12 protein-coding genes are annotated in these 17,586 nt (G+C 61.8%); 3 read left to right on the top strand and 9 right to left on the bottom strand.

What is annotated here, in order from left to right:
- Positions 1 to 31: 31 nt before the first annotated feature.
- From ligD to V7773_RS00305, 4 genes are read right to left on the bottom strand one after another with little or no spacing between them, the layout of a single operon-like run.
- Complete coding sequence (gene ligD, locus V7773_RS00320; RefSeq protein WP_336071568.1) at positions 32 to 2,638, bottom strand: DNA ligase D; 2,607 nt, start codon at positions 2,636 to 2,638, stop codon at positions 32 to 34.
- Positions 2,635 to 3,798, bottom strand: coding sequence for a carboxylate-amine ligase (locus V7773_RS00315; protein ID WP_336071566.1), 1,164 nt, complete (start codon positions 3,796 to 3,798; stop codon positions 2,635 to 2,637). The genes ligD and V7773_RS00315 overlap by 4 nt, the downstream gene beginning before the upstream one ends.
- Positions 3,770 to 4,780: a class I SAM-dependent methyltransferase gene (locus V7773_RS00310; protein ID WP_336071565.1), complete on the bottom strand. Its 1,011-nt coding sequence runs from the start codon at positions 4,778 to 4,780 to the stop codon at positions 3,770 to 3,772. The genes V7773_RS00315 and V7773_RS00310 overlap by 29 nt, the downstream gene beginning before the upstream one ends.
- A gap of 10 nt (positions 4,781 to 4,790) precedes the next feature.
- Complete coding sequence (locus V7773_RS00305; protein WP_336071564.1) at positions 4,791 to 6,176, bottom strand: iron-containing redox enzyme family protein; 1,386 nt, start codon at positions 6,174 to 6,176, stop codon at positions 4,791 to 4,793.
- A 354-nt stretch (positions 6,177 to 6,530) separates the two neighbouring features.
- On the opposite strand from V7773_RS00305, the gene V7773_RS00300 reads away from it, so the two are divergent.
- On the top strand, positions 6,531 to 7,868 hold the full coding sequence (locus tag V7773_RS00300) for a cation:proton antiporter (RefSeq protein WP_336071563.1): 1,338 nt from the start codon (positions 6,531 to 6,533) through the stop codon (positions 7,866 to 7,868).
- Between the two features lie 148 nt (positions 7,869 to 8,016).
- Here V7773_RS00300 and V7773_RS00295 read toward each other — a convergent pair whose 3' ends face one another.
- Entirely contained in the window at positions 8,017 to 8,553 is a 537-nt protein-coding gene (locus V7773_RS00295; protein ID WP_063321298.1) for a hypothetical protein, read from the bottom strand.
- Between the two features lie 153 nt (positions 8,554 to 8,706).
- Between V7773_RS00295 and V7773_RS00290 the strand changes: the two genes are divergently transcribed.
- The gene (locus V7773_RS00290; RefSeq protein ID WP_063321299.1) at positions 8,707 to 8,937 is read left to right on the top strand and encodes a hypothetical protein; all 231 of its coding nucleotides are present in this window, start codon (positions 8,707 to 8,709) and stop codon (positions 8,935 to 8,937) included.
- A gap of 114 nt (positions 8,938 to 9,051) precedes the next feature.
- Here the strand turns inward: V7773_RS00290 and V7773_RS00285 are convergent, their stop codons facing one another.
- From V7773_RS00285 to V7773_RS00275, 3 genes are read right to left on the bottom strand one after another with little or no spacing between them, the layout of a single operon-like run.
- Complete coding sequence (locus V7773_RS00285; RefSeq protein ID WP_336071562.1) at positions 9,052 to 10,980, bottom strand: hybrid sensor histidine kinase/response regulator; 1,929 nt, start codon at positions 10,978 to 10,980, stop codon at positions 9,052 to 9,054.
- A 49-nt stretch (positions 10,981 to 11,029) separates the two neighbouring features.
- The gene (locus V7773_RS00280) at positions 11,030 to 13,342 is read right to left on the bottom strand and encodes an ATP-dependent DNA helicase (protein WP_336071561.1); all 2,313 of its coding nucleotides are present in this window, start codon (positions 13,340 to 13,342) and stop codon (positions 11,030 to 11,032) included.
- Positions 13,339 to 15,021 (bottom strand): VRR-NUC domain-containing protein, encoded by a 1,683-nt coding sequence (locus tag V7773_RS00275; protein ID WP_336071560.1) that lies wholly within the window; start codon positions 15,019 to 15,021, stop codon positions 13,339 to 13,341. The genes V7773_RS00280 and V7773_RS00275 overlap by 4 nt, the downstream gene beginning before the upstream one ends.
- A 220-nt stretch (positions 15,022 to 15,241) precedes the next feature.
- On the opposite strand from V7773_RS00275, the gene V7773_RS00270 reads away from it, so the two are divergent.
- A complete protein-coding gene (locus tag V7773_RS00270) occupies positions 15,242 to 15,466 on the top strand; it encodes a YgdI/YgdR family lipoprotein (RefSeq protein ID WP_003201785.1) in 225 nt (74 codons plus the stop codon).
- 128 nt (positions 15,467 to 15,594) lie between these two features.
- Here V7773_RS00270 and V7773_RS00265 read toward each other — a convergent pair whose 3' ends face one another.
- Entirely contained in the window at positions 15,595 to 17,448 is a 1,854-nt protein-coding gene (locus V7773_RS00265; RefSeq protein ID WP_336071559.1) for a polyurethane esterase, read from the bottom strand.
- Between the last annotated feature and the right edge of the window lie 138 nt (positions 17,449 to 17,586).

Here is a 17,586-nt window from a genome sequence, read left to right as displayed (position 1 = left end):
ATGCCGATGACAGCGGCTTGAGGTGATCCGGTTAAACTTTCTTCATACCAATACGCCTGCGCATCTCAGCCGTAATACTCTGCCGAGTTCGCTTGAGCCCAGCCCAAGGCTCATGCCCAACCTCCGCCAGACGCTCATGAACATTGTGCACGTTCCACACATTCGCCCCCTTGAGCTCGGCCACCTCCTCGCGAAAGATCGGCACCGACACCGGCAACCCTTCCCGAGTCCGGGCGGCATAAGCGCAAATGGTGGTAGCGCCCAACCCATTGCGCAGGTAATCGATGAAAATCCGCCCTACCCGATTCTTCGGCCCGGACACCGCCGAAAAACGGTCTGGCAGCAGCTTGGCCATGTGACTGACAATCGCATGACTGAACCCCTTGACCTCGTCCCAGCCCAGTTTGCGCGTCAGCGGCACCACCACATGGATGCCCTTGCCACCGCTGGTCTTGAGAAACGCCTTGAGCCCCAGCTCATCGAGCACCGATAACGTGAGCTGCGTCGCCTCGACCATGCTTTTCCAGGGCAGCGCCGGGTCCGGGTCCAGGTCGAGGACGAAACGGTCGGGCTTGTCCAAGTCGACGGACGTGGCATTCCAGGTGTGCAGTTCCACCGTGCTCATCTGCACCGCACCGATCAGCGCCTCGGCGTTGTTGATGATCATCACCGGCTGCCCGGTCAGTTCCTTGTCCAGGCTGGTGATACCGGGAATCGCCAGGCGCTCGGGGTTCTTCTGGAAAAACAGCTCACCGGCGATGCCGTCCGGCGCCCGGACCAAGGCGACCGGGCGATCTTCCAGTTCCGGCAGGATGAATTCGGCCACGCTGGCGTAGTACTCGGCCAGTTGCAGCTTGGTGGTGCCGCTGCTGGCGTCAATGACCCTCTCCGGATGGGTGATGCGGACCTTGCCGTCCAAGGCCGCTGCCTTGGCCTTGCTCTTGGTCCTGGCCGGTGTCGCGCCAGGCTCATCCTTGGCTTTGGTTTTTTTTGCCGTAGCGTTTTTTTTCACGGGCTTGGCCAGCTCCTGGGTAATGTCCTTGGCCGGCTTGTCGTCGCGCAAGCCATGGAAAACCGCATGGCGCACCGAGCCGTCCTTGGTCATTTCGGCAAAGGCCACTTCGGCTAGCAGCTTCGGTTCCAGCCAATGCACGCCCTTGGCTTCGTAGCCGGTGGGCGGGTTCACCACGGCGGCCTTTTTCGTCTCCAGGGGCAGCAATTGCTGGTAGATGCTTTTGAGGGTGGTTTCGTTGAACCCGGTGCCGACCTTACCGGCGTAGCGCAACTGGCCGCTGTCGGCATCATGCAGCCCCAGCAGCAAGGCACCAAAGGCGCTGCGAGCGCCCTTGGGCTCGCTGAAGCCCACCACCACGAACTCCTGGCGATTCTTGCACTTGAGCTTGATCCAGTCGTTGCTGCGCCGGGACACATAGGTGCTGCCGACGCGCTTGCCGATTAGCCCCTCCATCTGCATTTGGCAGGCGCTATTGAGCAGCGCTTCTGGGGTTTCTTCGAAGGCATCGGAAAACCGCAGCAAAGGGCTTTCGTTGGGCTCCAGCACGGCCGCCAATGCGGCCCGGCGCTCTTGCACCGGCACTTTGCGCAAATCCATGCCGTTGAGGTAAGGCATGTCGAACAGGTAATAGGCGATCTTGCCGCTGCTGCCGCCCTCGAAGGCATTCTGCAAGGCCTGGAAGTCCGGCACGCCCTGGTCGTTGGCAACCACCATCTCGCCGTCGAGCCAGGCCGATTCCAAGCCCAGCGCGGCCAACGCCTCGGCCTGTCGTGGCAATTTGTGGGTCCAGTCATGGCCGTTGCGGGTGAGCAGCCTGACGTCGCCGTTTTCGATCCGCGCCATGACCCGGTAACCGTCGAACTTGATTTCATAGAGCCATTCGCCGTCGGGCGCGCTTTCCACCAGGGTCGCCAGTTCCGGCTTGAGGGTGTCCGGCAGCGGCCCGGCGACCGCACCGCTGAGGGAGGTTTTCGAGGTGCGCTTCGGCGATTTCGGCTGCGCGGCTTTTTCCGGTTGTTTCACCGCTTTGGCGCCAGCCTTGCCTCGACGCTTGGGCACGAGGGTGCGATCGCTGAGCACGCTGTCCGGCTCGGCCTGGACCACGTCGTATTCGCTTTCGGGGCGGGCGGCCTGGTCCTGGTGCTTGATCAGGAACCACTGCTCCTGCTTGCCGGGCATGTGGGTGCGCACCAGGTTCCACAGGCCGCTGAGCTTTTCCCCTTGCAGCTCGAACTTGAGCCGGCCTTTTTCATAGGCCTCGTGGGGATCCCCCTGGGGAATCCAGACGCCTCGGTCCCAGACGATCACGTCACCGGCGCCATAATGGCCCTCGGGAATGTTGCCTTCGAACGTGGCGTAATCCAGCGGATGGTCTTCGACATGCACCGCCAGGCGCTTGGCTTTCGGGTCCAGGGAGGGGCCTTTGGGCACCGCCCAGCTCTTGAGTGCACCGTCCAGTTCCAGCCGAAAGTCGTAATGCAGCCGCGAGGCGTCGTGTTTTTGAATACAAAACTGCAAGGCGTGGGCAGTCTTCGCCGATTGGCGCGAGCGCTTCGCCGCCGGCTCCGGAGTGGCGGCGAAATCCCGCATGCGGTTGTAGTCATCCAGGGTCTTGCTGCTCATGGACCACCAGCCACCTGTTGCAACGCCGGATCGGCGACCGGCAGCCCGACGGTTTCCGCGAGCAATTGATCGACTACGCGGCCCAGGGCCTGTTCGACGGAATCGCCCAGCAACAGCCCCTGTTCGAAAAGGACGATTTGCCGGTCGGCGCTGGTGCCTTCCTGCACCATGCGGCGCACCTGCCCGAATACGTCCTGGACACCCAGCTCTGCTGCGGTCTCACCGAAGGTTTGCTCGGCCAGGGTCAACCATTCACCGATCAGCATCGGCTGCTCCTGCCCCTCGACGATGAACTCCGCGAGAATCCCATGACGTTTGGCCCGCCAGCGATTTTCCTTGAGGACCCACTGGGACATCTGGCTGTAGTGGGCGCCAGGCCGGCGCTGCGCCACGGCATGGGCCACCATCAGGCGAAACAGCGAGGCGAGGCACAGGACGTCGTCGACCCGAGGACAGGCATCACAAATGCGCAGTTCCAGCGTGGGGTAACGTGAGGAAGGCCGTATCACCCACCAGCAATCGCTGGGTTGGCGAATGGACCCGGTACGCATGAGCATGTCGACGTAGCTGGCGAACGCCGACTCATCTTCGAAAAACTCCGGCACGCCCATGCGTGGCCATTCATCGCAGGCCACTTGTCGATAGCTGCTGAAGCCACTGTAGCCACCGTTCCAGAACGGTGATGAAGCGCTCAGGGCCAGGAACATCGGCAACCAGGGCAGGATCTCATTCATGACCCGCACTCGATCCTGAATGGCCGGAACTTCCACATGGATATGCAGGCCCGACAGCACGCTGCGCCTCGCCACCCGTTGGTAATCATCGAACAGTTGCTGGAAATGCAGCTCGTCGGTCGGCTGCAGTACTTGGGTCGTCATCGGATGTGAACCGGCGCTCAGCAGACCCAGGCCATAGGGTGCCAACCGCTGGTTCAAGCCCGTACGCACCTGGCTCAGGTAATCGGCCGCCTCTGACAGGCTGCGAAAGATGGGCGATGCCATCTCGACCTGGCACAGGAACATTTCATGGGCGAAATGCTTGCCCAGTTCGGCCTGGCAAGCTGCTATCGCTTGTGCGGGTGGCTCGCCTGGCATGCAACGGGTTTGCAGATCGGTGATGAAATATTCCTCTTCAATGCCGAATTTCATGCGCCTGTTCATCGATAATCCCTCCGATAACCCCGCCGATACCTGCGCCAATGCGGGTTACAACCAACGCCACCACGGCGATCCTTTCCACGTCCTGATAACCCGGCGTCAGCAATTCCTCACCAAACACGTCCGGGTCCAATTCCTTGTAGGTCCAGCCGAAATCCGCCGAGTCACGCCATTGACCCAGCGCGTCCAGGAACGGGTCGCGCCCATCCACCATCGCCACGCCGGTGTAGAGCACCAGCGAGCCGCCCGGTGTCAGCCGGGGCAAGGCCTGTTCGACGATACGCAACGACAACCCGGCGCCCAGTGCGCCGCCGCCATGGCGATAGGCGCGCTCGGATGGATCAGCCATGTACGGCGGGTTGGCGACGATCAGGTCGAAGTTGCCTGGCACGTCCTGCAGCACGTCGCTGCGAGCGACCTCGACATTGCCCACCTCGGCCAGCGCGGCGTTCACGGCGCTCAGGCGCAAGGCTTGCGGGTTGATGTCCACCGCCATTACTTGCGCTTCACGCCGGGCGCGGGCAATCACGATCGCACCGACGCCGGCGCCACAACCGATGTCCACGGCGCGATGTACCGCCGTGAAGTTCTGCTGCAGATGAGTATGGATCAGTTGGGCGAAACGGTAGCTGTCAGGGCCGAAAAACACCGCATCGGTAGCCTGGGTGGGGAACGGCGAATGAGCGAACAGCAAGCCATCCAGGCTCGACCAGCGCACCCGGCTGCGCAGCAGGCCGTCGCGCTCTTCCAGCACGTGGGCTTCTTGCAGTTGCCGCTGTTCATCGGCACTGATCAGTCCCGGCGCAAATGGCCGCGACCAACCGAACACGTCCCGCAAGGTCTTGGAGCGTTCATTGCCGGGTCGCTGGTTGACTCGCTCGTGGGTCAACGGCGTTGGGGTAATGAAACGGTAGCCGTCGGCTTGCAGGCGCCGGCCCAGTTGCAACAGCGCAAGGTCCCGCTCGGACAGGCGTTCTTCATTCATGCAGGGCTCCCTAACGAAGTGCGGACTTGAGTTCGATGAACCGACGAGTCGCCAACAGGCCGGCCGGATGGCTATGACGCCGAGCACAGAGCCAGGGCATCAGAACCTGCATCTGCTCGTTGGGCGTTCGCCCTTGCAGTGCCTGTAGCAAGCTTTGTACATCGGGATCGTCCATCGGCGTCGTCGGCTCGCAAGCAGCAACCGGAGCGCGCCGGACGCCGGATCTTGTGCCCTCGTCCAGCCAGTCACCGGCTATCCAATCGTGCAGCAGCTGTTTTTCGTAGGGGCTGAATACCCCGAACATGGCCGCTCCAGCCCCGTTGATCAGCGTCCAGAAGCGGCTGTTCTGCGGGTCTTCATGGCGTTTGATCCAGCCTTTGTTCTGCATTGCCGCCAAGAATCCTTCCAACTGGCCTGGCGCCGAAAGCCACTGGTTGACGGTCTTGCCTTCGAACTTGCAGTAATCGGAATGCATGTGCTGGCCGAACGGGCGTTTGCGTTCAAGCATGTCCAGCACTTCGCGGGTCAGGTCGAACGCGCCGATGATGTCCCGGCTGCCCTGCCCCAGGTCGTTGAGGCGATAGCCCAACGTGACCCGGTGCCAGAAGGCTTCCCGGTCGGCTTCCATCGGCATCAGCTGCAGCAGCCCTTGTACGGCCTTATGGGCGTGGCCGGTGCTGGCGTTGTCGATGGTGACATGAAGGGTGAAATAGTACGGATCGATGTCCAGTTCGCTCAGCTCATAGGCGCTGATCAGCAGATGCAGGGGCAATTGTTCATAGCCCAAGTTGTAGCCGATGACTTCTGGCAGGTATTCGTCGCCGGCGTACCCCAAGGCCAGTTGCACGGCGCCTTGCAGATAAAGGTCGTCGTCGATGTCCGGGGCATCCGACAGATCGTGTTCGGCGAGCAATTTTCGATAGAGCACCACATGGTTTTGCGCGGGATGACCGTCCCCCAGTTCTTCCAGGTAGGTGCACAGCAACCCTTCGAAACGGTGGTCATGCCAGTGCTTGACCACGCCATACAGCCAGGCGCCGTCCACCCGTTTGGTCGGCGCCACAGCCTGCAGGAAGTACAAGGCGTGGGCCTTGCTGCTGAAGAACTCCCGCGCGCCGCCATTTTTGCGCCGCTCCAGGTAGTCAGCGTATTGCCGGGCCACGCCGGCGCTGTGCTGCTCGACCCAGGCCAGCAGCGCCATGGGGTCATCGGGCATCTCCTGGGGAAGCGCCGCGGCCTTTGCGATGCATTCCTGGAGGAACGCCTGGGCGACGGCTTGCTTGTCAGCGTCGTCGGGGCCCTGGAACAGTCGTTCATAGCATTGGCGCACGTGCCCGTCAGGCGTAACAGGGTGCACGGTTCCCGGCTGGGATTGGAGGGGTGTCAGCGCAGTCATAAGGGCCTCTTGGGTTTCGGCGGACGCTGAATCAGCACGTCTCTTCTGTTGCAGAGCACCGGCAACGACGAAAAATTCCGTTGGGTTGAAGAGCAGGCGGATAAACGGGTTGTCCATTCACGAGGGGAACCCTCGTTTCGCTCCAGCCCTCGAATACTGAGAACCACCCCAGCTGTTGAATGTGGCAACGGCGCTGTTGTGGCGAGGGAGCTTGCTCCCGCTGGATGCGAGGCGGCCCATGCAAGGGGGCGCGGTCAAAAGGTTTTTACGACTGCTTCGCAGCCGAGCGGGAGCAAGCTCCCTCGCCACGGGGTTCACTCGCCGGCTGTACCAAGCGCTATCCAAGGAGCAACGATGACTTTCACGGTATGGGTAGCGGTGCTCGGTGCGGTGTTGCTGACCCTGGCCTTGACCTCCTCCTATCTGCGCTGGATGCCGGTCACCACCTCAGCGATGTGCCTGGTACTGGGCGTTGCCATCGGGCCGATGGGAGTGGACGTGCTGAAGCTGGACATCAGCGACTCGGCGGTCTGGATGGAACACCTTACGGAGGTCGCGGTGGTGTTTTCATTGTTCGTCAGCGGCCTCAAGTTGCGTTTGCCCCTCAAGAACCGTACCTGGCGTGTCGCCTATGGGCTGGCCGGGCCGGTGATGATCCTGTGCATCGCCGGCCTGTGCCTGGCATTGCATTATCTGTTGGGCCTGGGTTGGGGCGTGTCGATGCTGATCGGCGCGATGTTGGCACCTACCGACCCGGTGCTGGCGGCGCTGGTGCAGGTCAATGACGCGCGGGATGACGACCGGGTACGTTTCGGCCTGTCGGGCGAAGCGGGACTGAACGACGGGACGGCATTTCCTTTTGTGATCCTCGGCCTGTTGATGCTGCGTGAAGACGGCAGCGGTTTTCTCGGTGAATGGCTGCTGCGTAACGTCCTCTGGGCGGTGCCGGCCGGTTTGCTGGTCGGCTACTGGATGGGCCGCGGCATTGGCAAGCTGACCTTGTCGATGCGCATCCGGAATGCCGACAGCACGCTGTCGCCCAATGACTACCTGGCCCTGGCACTGATTGCCCTGGCTTACGTCGTGGCCGAGTGGATCCAGGGCTATGGTTTTCTCTCAGTGTTTGCCGCCGGCCTGGGGCTGCGCCAGGCTGAGGTCAAATCCACCGATGAAGCGGCGCCGCCGGCAGAACACCTGGTGCAACCGGTGGTGGGCCACGAAACCGTCGATCCCCAACAGGCTGTCCTGGGCGATACCGAGTCGCTGGACGATGGTCAATTGGCCGCAGGGGTCATGATGAGCGACATGCTCGCATTCGGCAGCCTGGTGGAGCGATCGATGGAAGTGTTTCTGGTCACCCTGCTTGGGGTCGTGCTGGCCAACCATTGGGACTGGCGGGCCTTGGCGATCGGTGCCCTGCTGTTTGCCGTCATCCGCCCGTTGAGTGTGCTGGCATTACCTTGGGGGCGATTGCTCGACGGACCGCAACGGCTGCTGATCGGTTGGTTCGGCATCCGCGGGATCGGCAGTCTGTTTTATTTGTTTTTCGCCTTGAACAACGACCTGCAGCCGGAGGTGGAGCAGTTGTGCATCAACCTCACCCTGTCGGTGGTGGCCTTGAGTATTTTGGTCCATGGTGTCACGACCCAACCGACCCTGGCATGGTATGAGCGCCGCAAGCAGCCGAGGTGAGTAACTGCGGCAGGAGATGAACGCTGTTGTGGCGAGGGAGCTTGCTCCCGCTGGGCTGCGAAGCGGCCCCAAGCTTTGCGGTTGCTGCGCAACCGAGCGGGAGCAAGCTCCCTCGCCACGATGATGTTCGTCCGCAAGATCGTGTGGCTCAACCGCCAGGATCACCCATCTGGATATAGACCGAATACACCCCCAGCAATACCCAGAAGGTGGCGAAGATCCATGGCGTACGCACCGAGAACAGCAGCGACTTGCGGTAGCCTTTGTGCGTCGACTCCCGCTCGTTGAACAGCGGTGACTCGTCGTAGGCCAGGCCCATCAAGGGTTCGGCGCGCAATAACTCGCTCTGTTTGAAATGCCAATGATCGATGATTTCGTAGGCCGCCTTGATGCCCGGCCAGGCATTGAGCGAGCTCAAGAATCCCAGCAAGGCCAGAAATGGCGGCACGATCAGCGTGAACAACTTGCCCCACTCCGGGTTCAGGTTGGCCATGCACGAAGCAAAGGCGATCACCAGGAAAGATTGGGCGGCCAGGTAAGCATCGGTTCGGTTGGCCAGGATGCTGGTTTCGTACTGGATTTCCCGGCGATAGAAATCCAGTCGTTCCTTGGGTGAACCGAACAGTTTGGCGTTGTGTTCCGTCAGTTCTTCTTCCGGGGTTGGCCCGGTGAGTATTCTGGGCATTGCGCAGGCGGTGCCTCGATGATGATTCGGACTCATTAGAAGAACCCGACGCACGGCAAGTTCAAGCCAATGGACCGCAGGTGCATCCAACATCCGGGGAAACGCTCCCCAACCGCCAGGGTCTCTAGTTCATCAGGGCAAGAGGACGCTTGTGTGGATTATCTTGGATGGGTGCAATGGCCAGCGATGCTCGTCACGGTGCTGGCCGCCTGGTTGATCGGCTCACGCCAACCGCGACGCCGGATGGCGGGATTCAGTTGTTTTATTGCAAGCAATATTCTGTGGGTGATCTGGGGGCTTCATACCCACGCGTATGCGTTGATCGTGTTGCAGTTTTGCCTGTGTGCGATGAATTTGCGGGGGTTCAAGAAAAACACTGAATAAGCGCCTGCTCTTGTGTGGCGAGGGAGCTTGCTCCCGCTCGAGTGCGAAGCGCTCGCCACATGGGGGCCGCTTCGCGACCCAGCGGGAGCAAGCTCCCTCGCCACAGGAGGCTGACTATTTCATCGTCTGCCCAATGATCTGCACCAGGTCAATCTGCTTGAACGGCTTGATCAACCGAGGCAATTGGGTGGCGAAACCTTCCAGGCGTTCGGCATAACCGGTGGCCAGGATGATGGGCAGGTCCGGTTGGCGGTCACGCAACAGTTTCGCCAACTGCGCACCGTCCATCTGCGGCATGGCCATGTCGGTGATGACCAGGTCGACGTCCGGGTTGCGCTCATACAGCTCCAGTGCCTGGGCGCCCGATGGCGCGCAAAGGACCCGGTGCCCGAGGTCTTCGATCAACAGGCGCGTGCTGGTCAGCACCAGGCTGTCATCATCGACCACCAGCACTTTCAACTCATCGACTGGCTGCGTTGTTTCCTGGATCGACGCTTTGCCCGGTGCCGGGTCGTTTGCCACCGGCAACCACAACTGCGCGGTGGTACCGACACCTTTCTGGCTCCTGAGCGTCAGACGCCCCCCGAGCTGTTCCGCCAGGCCATGCACCATGGACAACCCCAGGCCCGTACCTTTGCCAACCCCCTTGGTGGTGAAAAACGGGTCCACGGCCGAGGCCAGCGTGGCTTCATCCATGCCCTCGCCTTCATCGGTAATCGCCAGGCAAATGTAGCGCCCGGGGGCCATCGGCTTGTCCGGGGCCGCATCACACCCTTGCCGCTCATCGGCGGCAATCATGAGCTTGCCGCCATGGGGCATGGCGTCCCGGGCGTTGGTTGCCAGATTGAGAATCGCCAGTTCCAGTTGGTTGACATCGGCCAGCACCGGCGACAGCGCCTCGGCGAAGCGGGTCTGGATGTGTATCGATGGGCCCAGGGAGCTTTGCAGCAGGCCGCTGATACCCTGCACCAGGGCCGACAGCTCGACCGATTCGTAGGTCAGTTTTTGCCGACGGGCAAACGCCAGCATGCGCTGGGTCAGCGAAACCCCGCGCAGCGCGCCCTGGGTCGCGTTGTCGAGCAATTGAGTGAGTTTCGGCTCGCTGGGCATGCGCTTGCGCACGATTTCCAGGTTGCCAAGAATGACCGTCAACAGGTTATTGAAATCATGGGCAATACCGCCGGTGAGCTGACCGATGGCTTGCAGTTTCTGGGATTGGAACAGCGCCTCGCGGGCTTGCTCAAGGGCCTGCTGGGCCTGGGTGACATCGGTAATGTCACGGGTGATCTTGGCAAATCCCAACAGCGTGCCGGTGTCGCTGCGGATCGCATCGATGACCACGTGGGCCATGAAGCGCGTGCCATCCTTGCGCATGCGCCAGCCTTTCTTCTCGAAGCGCCCTTCGCTGGCGGCAATGCTCAACGCCCGTTGTGGTTCGCCGGTATCGCGATCCTCGGGGGTGTAGAACATCGAGAAATGCTGGCCGATAGCCTCGGCCGGAAGATAACCCTTGATCCGCTGCGCCCCCAGGTTCCAGTTGGTGACCTGGCCTTGCGGGTCGAGCATGTAGATGGCGTAATCGGTGACGCTTTGCACCAGCAGGCGGAACTGCTGCTCGCTTTGCTTGAGGGTTTCCTCGGCCATCTTGCGATCGGTCAGGTCGCGGGTGATCTTGGCGAAACCAAGCAAGGTGCCGCTCTGGCTGTCGATGATCGGATCGATCACCACATGGGACCAGAACAGCGTGCCATCCTTGCGCACCCGCCAACCCTCGCCTTCAAAGCGCCCCTCCTGCACGGCCGTGTCCAGCGCCCGTTGCGGCAGGCCGGCGGCGCGGTCCTGATCGGTGTAGAAGCGGGAGAAATGCTGGCCCAGGATCTCGGATTCCTCGTAGCCCTTGAAGCGCCTGGCGCCGGAGTTCCAACTGGTGATGATGCCCGATGGGTCGGTCATGTAGATGGCGTAGTCGACCACCGCGTCGATGAGCAGGCGAAAGCGCTGTTCCTCGTTCATGAGTGGGGACTTGGGGTCGTTCTCAAGCATCTGGCCGGGGCATCCGTGTGGATTCTTTTTTTGCGAAGTATGGAGCAAGTCAGGCGCCAGGAAAAATCCTCGAGCCTTCCACGTTGTGGGCCTCTTGGGTAATTGACCACCAGCGCGGCAACAAGTGCTGCACCCTCGCCTCGCCAAACCGGTCATCGATCAGCATCACCACCCCGCGATCCTGCTGGGTGCGGATAACGCGACCGGCCGCCTGCACGACTTTTTGCAGGCCAGGGTACAGGTACGTGTAGTCGTAGCCATCGCCGAAGATTGCGGCCATGCGTTGTTTCATCTGCTCATTGACCGGGTTGAACTGCGCCAGCCCCAAGGTGGCGATGAATGCGCCGATCAGGCGTGAACCCGGCAAATCGATGCCCTCGCCGAACGCGCCGCCCAGCACCGCAAAACCAATGCCTTGGCTGTGCTCCATGAAGCGTTCGAGAAACGCCTGCCGGGGGGCTTCGCCCATGCCGCGCGATTGCGTCCAGAGCGCAATTTGCGGGTACCGCTCGGCAAACAGCCCAGCCACTTGCTGCAAGTAATCGAAGCTGCTGAAAAAAGCCAGGTAGTTGCCTGGGCGCTCGTTGAACTGGCGGGCCATCAACGCGGCAATGGGCTCCAGGGACGCCTGGCGATGGGCAAAACGGGTGGAAATGCGGCTGACGACCTGTACGTCCAGTTGTTCGGCCTTGAACGGCGATTCCACGTCGATCCATACCGTGTCGCCCGGCGTCCCCAACAAGTCTGCGTAGTAATGCCGGGGGCTCAGGGTCGCGGAAAACAGCACCGTGCTGCGGGCCGCCGTCAGCCTGGGTCGCAGGAATGCGGCCGGCACCACGTTGCGCAGGCACAGCGTAGACAGGCTGCGCTGGCGGCCGAGTTCGCGCTTGTGGATGTCAAACAGAAAGTGCTCGTCGAAGGTTTCCGCCACCCGGCCAAACTGCAACGCGTCGAAGTAGAACGCCTGCAATCCGCTGTCCAGGCCTTGGGGATGATCGTTTAGATAATCGCCGATAGCCGTAGTACAGGTGGCCAGGGCCTGGAGCAATTTGTCCGGCAACTTTTCATAGGCCCGATAGGCCGCCACCTGGGACGCATGCAAGGCGTTCCACTGGCGATTGACTCTATCGAGGGATTTCTTCAGTGGTTCAGGGGCGGTTTTGCGCACGCTGGTCAGCGTGGCCTGGTCGAGGGTCGCGCTGTACATCTGCCGCCCGCGCTCCACCAGGTTATGGGCTTCATCCACCAAGGTCGCGACAGTCCAGCCGTTGGCCTGGGCCAGGCCGAAGAGCAACGCGCTGAAGTCGAAGTAATAGTTGTAGTCGGCCACCACTACGTCGGCCCAGCGGGCCATTTCCTGGCTGAGGTAATACGGGCAGACCTCATGGGCCAGCGCAATCTCGCGCAACGCCGCCTGGTCGAGCAACGTGACCTGGCTCGCCGCTGCCCGGGCGCCCGGCAAGCGGTCGTAGAAACCACGGGCCAGCGGGCAGGATTCGCCATGGCAGGCGTTCTCCGGGTACTCGCAAGCCTTGTCCCGGGCGATCATTTCCAGCACGCGCAACGGCATCGACGGCGCGCTGCGGGTGATTACTTGAGCGGCGTCCAACGCCAGCTTGCGTCCCGGGGTTTTGGCGGTGAGAAAGAACACTTTATCCAACCGCTGCGGCGCCAGGGCCTTGAGCATCGGGAACAGCGTGCCGACGGTCTTGCCGATGCCGGTGGGCGCCTGGGCCATCAGGCAGCGGCCGGTACTGACGGCCTTGAACACCGATTCGGCCAAGTGCCGTTGCCCAGGCCTGAAACCCGCATGGGGGAAGACCAGCGCCTGTGCGCCGAGGTTACGCGCCTGTCGATGGGCCATTTCCTGCTCGGCCCAGGCCAGGAACAGCGCGCATTGTGCTTCGAAGAAGGCCTGCAGCTGTGTCGCCTCGAAACGTTGAGTGAGGCAGGTTTCCTTTTCACTGACGATGTCGAAGTACACCAGGGCCACGTCGATGTGCGGCAACTGCAGTTTTCGGCACATCAACCCGCCATAGATTTTCGCCTGGGCCCAATGCAACTGGCGATGGTTGGCCGGCTGCTTGGCCAGGTCGCCTCGGTAGGTCTTCACTTCTTCAAGGCATTGGCGAACGGGGTCGTAGCCATCGGCCCGGCCTTTGACGGTCAGTGTCTGGTAATGACCTTCCAGGGCCACTTCAGCCTGATAATCCTCGCTGCGCCGCGAGGCCACGGTGCGATGGCCAGCGATGCCTTCCAAGGCCGTGGGCGACGGCGTGAAGCGCAGGTCAAGATCACCCACCTTGGCGGTGAACTCACACAACGCCCGCACGGCGATGCTGTAGCTGGATGCCGGGGTCATGCGGCCCCATCGCGAGCAAGCTCGCTCACGATAGCCGACTCTGCCCATTGCACATAACAAACGGCAACGGGCATCTGGTGTTCATGACAGAACTCCAGCCAGCGCAGCTGGTTGTCTTGCAGCCGATCGCCAGGGCCTTTGACTTCGATCATGCGGTAGGTCTTGTGCTGCGGCCAGAACTGGATCAGATCCGGCATGCCGGCGCGGTTGGCCTTGATGTCCAGCAGCAAACGGTCAAACCAGCGCTTGAGATGCGCGGCTGGCAAGCAATCGAGGGCTTGCTCCAGCAAGGGCTCGGACAGCGCGCCCCAGAATACGAAAGGCGACTGCACGCCCCACTTTTCGGCATAGCGACGGCTGATGGTCTGCCGATAACGGCCATCGTCCAACTCTGCCAGGCAAGCTGCGAACAGCTCGGCGCGACGGGCATGAAAATCTTCGTTGAGCAGGTCCACCGGTCCCCGCTGGAACGGGTGGAAAAATGCGCCCGGCAACGGCGCGAAGATCGCCGGCCAGCACAGCAGGCCGAACAGCGAATTGATCAGGCTGTTCTCGACGTAATGCACTGGCGCGGTGTCGTCGTGCAGGTGGGCCTGGACGTGGTACTCCACCGACAAGGTCGGATCGACGCGAGGCAGTTGCAGCTCCAGGCGCTCCACTTCCCGGACCAGGCCCCGTGGCACCGGCGGGCCGCCCAACTTGCGCCGAAGACGGGGCACGATCCGCAGCAAGGCCTGGGTTTCGGCGGCACTTTGCGGTGCCTGCATCGCCACCTCGCCGAGTTCAAGGGCCAGGCCGTATTCGCCGATGCGCTCCAGTACCCGGACCATCCGCAACCGCGCGCCCGGGTAGGTGCAATCGCGATAGATGCCCAAGGCCAAGGCGAAGTCGCCGATGCGCTCGCCGTGCTGGCCAATCTGGAACAACAACTTGCCCCGGCGCCGCTCCAGCCACGGATTGTCCAGGGACAGTTCGTTGACCTGGGCGACGATCTCATCCAGGGGCTCGCCAGCTTCGAAGCGCTGCTGGCAGTCGTGCAAGAACAGGCAGGCATCGACGTCCTCGCGGCTGCGCAAGCCCCGTGACTCGGCGCTGAACTCGACGGTTTCGTAGGTGAAGATGCCCAGGTCCGCCAGGACGAATTCCGACCAGTCCTGGTAAAGGTTGCCGAAAAACATCAACCGCAGCCGGTCACACAGACTCATGATCGTCAGGCTGTACAGCCGGTCATCCAACTGCGGGCACCAGGCATCGAACGGCTGGGGCTGGTCGAGGTGTTCGTCCAAGGCGTGGAGCCATTCGGTCTTTTTCGCCTTGGGGTGTTCGATCAGGTGGCCCAGGCACAGGAGGATTTCCGGCTTGAGCAGCACCTCGAACAGCTCGACGAGGCCGATGGGGGCCTGTTCCTCGACCCAACCCAGCGCCAACAGTGGCGCGACGGCGGCACCAATGTCGCCAATTTCCGGGTAATGCAGCTTGCTATGGCGAAACCGTAGCCCCTTGCGCATCACCATCCGCACCAGCAAGCCCTGGGCGCCACGCGGCAGCGCTGCGAAGTGCTCGATGAAGCGCTGCTCGTCGGTGCTGAGCACATCGGCATAACGCTGCGTCAACCAAGCGAGCACCTGCTGGAAGTTGTTCAGGTAGTAAAACGGATCGTCGAGGGAACGGACTGCCACGGAAAGAACGCCAAGGATATTAAGCACTGGTTATGCATACAGATAACAGCTGTAAACCGGCCAGGCAACAGCAAAAGATGAACGGTCTCCTATATTTAAGGTGAAATCCTTCAGTCAGCGATGAACTTTCCTACGGCAAGCGAGACCAATGGCGGTTGACTAACGTGATGGCGCGGTCGAATCAGTTGCTCCGTGTCCTTTTAATTGAGAGGTTATGGTTATGAACATCAGGTTTCTGGGCCTGCCCATGGTCGCCGTGGCATTTCTGGCTCTGGCTGGCTGCGCGTCGCCAACCGTGGTGACCTTGCAGAACGGTACCCAGTATTTGACCAAGGACACCCCCAACACCCGCACCGCCGACGGCTTCTACGAGTTCGAGGATATTTCCGGCAGGAAAGTCCGGGTCCGCGCCGATGACGTGGCAACCATTCGCAAGGAAGACTGATTTCCAGTGACTAGCCTGGAATGCCGCCATCGCGAGCAAGCTCGCTTCCACAAAGGTTCGGTGGTGAATACAAATACTGCATACACCCGAGATCCACTGTGGTAGCGAGCTTGCCCGCGATGGCGCTATCAGGCGAACACGATCCCTTCGCCCCCCACCTGACCCAGACCAACGCCCACCAGGGTCACGGAACTGTCGCCGATCTTGAGCAGCGTGTCATTGCCCACTTGTGACAGGTACTGGCTGTAGTCATGACCTGCCCCGGCGCCCGGCACGCCGAGGAACACCAACTTGTCCCCCGCGTCGTAGCCGCTGATCCGGTCCTGGCCGAAGGCGCCGTTGAAGAGAAAGGTGTCACTGCCGCCCCCCGCTTGCATCTGGTCATTGCCCGCACCACCGACGAAGGTGTCGTTACCCGCGCCGCCCACCAGCACATCGTTGCCGTCCTGGCCGAACAGCCAGTCGCCCTTCGTCCCCGCCACCAGGGTGTCATTGGCCACACTGCCCTTGATCGACGAGGCATATGCCGTCAGGTTGGCGCCGGCCACCAGGCCATTGGCGGTGACGCTGTGGCTCACCTCATCCTTGAGCAGCCCCCAGAACAATCCGGACTCCTTGCTGACCAGCGTGCCGATGTCGCGGGTGATGCTGATCGCGCCATGGGCGTCGCGCATATACAGCGTCCCGGCCCCGTCATGGGCAAAACTGAAATCCTTCACTGACTGCTGCAGTTGCAGGCTGTTGCTGCCCTGCCCGCCCAGGATCACGTTGTAGCCACCATCATCACGAAAAGTGTCATTGCCGGCGCGGCCTTCCAGGTAGTCGTTGCCCTGGCCGCCCTGGATCAGGTCGTCGCTGTCGCTGCCGATGATGAACGTGCTGCCGGTATGGGGTTCAGCGTTGCGGTTGAGGTCCTGCACCCAGGTATTGGCCCGCGCGGGGTCCGACAGGTTGGCGACGATGATGGTGGAGTCTTTTTCGGTGAGGTCGTAGAACGCCGACCCCATGATCCGGCCCATGCCATCGCCGTAGCCGGTAGGCAGGTGGGAAATCCAGGTGGGGATGTTGAGAATGGAAAACGGCAACACGTTCCATGCTGCCGAAGCGTAGTGGTCGTTGAAGCTGACGATGTTGTTGGTGGCCGATTCCTGTTGCCCATCGTGCACACCCACCGACGCGAGGTTGAACGTCGAGCCGTCCAGGGCGCGAAACACCGGGTCGTTCTCGTAACCGATGTTCAAGACCTTGTCGGTACTGCTCTGGGTTGGCGAGGCGTAGGCGATGTAGTTGGCACTGGAGTAGAACCCCGACCATTGGCTGGCGCTCAAGTCCGCCAGGCTGTTGACCGCCAGCCCGCCCAGGCTGTGGCCGCTGACCAGCACGTCGTTGCCCGCCAGGCCATGGGCCTGGGCGAACTTCGCGACGTCCCCCAGCAGGTTGCCAAAGGCTTCGCCGACGTAGTTTTTCGCATAGTCCTTGGGTCCCAGCGCGGCCATCAGGTCGTTGACCGCGTCACCGATGGAATCGCCGATCAGATTTTCCCGAGGGCCGCTGGTCCCGCGAAACGACACGCCGATTTCCTGCAGGTGTCCCGCGCTGTCGTATTTGCCGAGGATCTCTACCTGCGCAGTGGTGTAGCCGGCCTTTTCACCGAAAAACGTCCCGCGGCCATCCACCTTGCCGGCGTAACCCAGTTGCGCGGCGCTGATGGGCGTCCAGCCGGCCTTCTGTACCGCCTCCAGGGCCAGTTTTTCCGAATCGGGGTTCCACGGCACGCCGGGAATCACCCCTTGGGAATCGGTGCCCCCCAGCAGCGCGGTCACCAGGGTGGCCGGCAGGCCGGCACCGAAGCCGTTGTGCTGATAACCGGAGGCAAAGCCGTTGTCGAGGTTATGGTAGGAATACAGCATGATCGCCATCGCGTCGCTGACCAGTGCCTTGGATTCGGCAGTGCCGAGGTTCTTGTAGTCGTAGATGCCCATGGTTGTTGCTCTCTTTTGTTGTTGGAATACGGGAACCGGGAGGTACAGCTTTTTGTGGCGAGGGAGCTTGCTCCCGCTGGAGTGCGAAGCGCTCCCCCGGGGCGGCTGCTACGCACCCGAGCGGGAGCAAGCTCCCTC

Source organism: Pseudomonas sp. 3JA, from assembly GCF_036961705.1.
Taxonomy (GTDB): domain Bacteria; phylum Pseudomonadota; class Gammaproteobacteria; order Pseudomonadales; family Pseudomonadaceae; genus Aquipseudomonas; species Aquipseudomonas fluorescens_Q.
The sequence above is the reverse complement of the archived record's forward strand: the minus strand, read 5'-3'. Positions and strand labels throughout refer to the sequence as shown.

What these genes read in the sequence shown, in the direction of transcription:
- V7773_RS00265 (WP_336071559.1), bottom strand. Translation starts at nt 17,448, where the DNA reads ATGGGCATCTACGACTACAAGAACCTCGGCACTGCCGAATCCAAGGCA.
- V7773_RS00305 (WP_336071564.1), bottom strand. Translation starts at nt 6,176, where the DNA reads ATGACTGCGCTGACACCCCTCCAATCCCAGCCGGGAACCGTGCACCCT.
- V7773_RS00300 (WP_336071563.1), top strand. Translation starts at nt 6,531, where the DNA reads ATGACTTTCACGGTATGGGTAGCGGTGCTCGGTGCGGTGTTGCTGACC.
- V7773_RS00270 (WP_003201785.1), top strand. Translation starts at nt 15,242, where the DNA reads ATGAACATCAGGTTTCTGGGCCTGCCCATGGTCGCCGTGGCATTTCTG.
- V7773_RS00295 (WP_063321298.1), bottom strand. Translation starts at nt 8,553, where the DNA reads ATGCCCAGAATACTCACCGGGCCAACCCCGGAAGAAGAACTGACGGAA.
- ligD (WP_336071568.1), bottom strand. Translation starts at nt 2,638, where the DNA reads ATGAGCAGCAAGACCCTGGATGACTACAACCGCATGCGGGATTTCGCC.
- V7773_RS00315 (WP_336071566.1), bottom strand. Translation starts at nt 3,798, where the DNA reads ATGAACAGGCGCATGAAATTCGGCATTGAAGAGGAATATTTCATCACC.
- V7773_RS00280 (WP_336071561.1), bottom strand. Translation starts at nt 13,342, where the DNA reads ATGACCCCGGCATCCAGCTACAGCATCGCCGTGCGGGCGTTGTGTGAG.
- V7773_RS00310 (WP_336071565.1), bottom strand. Translation starts at nt 4,780, where the DNA reads ATGAATGAAGAACGCCTGTCCGAGCGGGACCTTGCGCTGTTGCAACTG.
- V7773_RS00285 (WP_336071562.1), bottom strand. Translation starts at nt 10,980, where the DNA reads ATGCTTGAGAACGACCCCAAGTCCCCACTCATGAACGAGGAACAGCGC.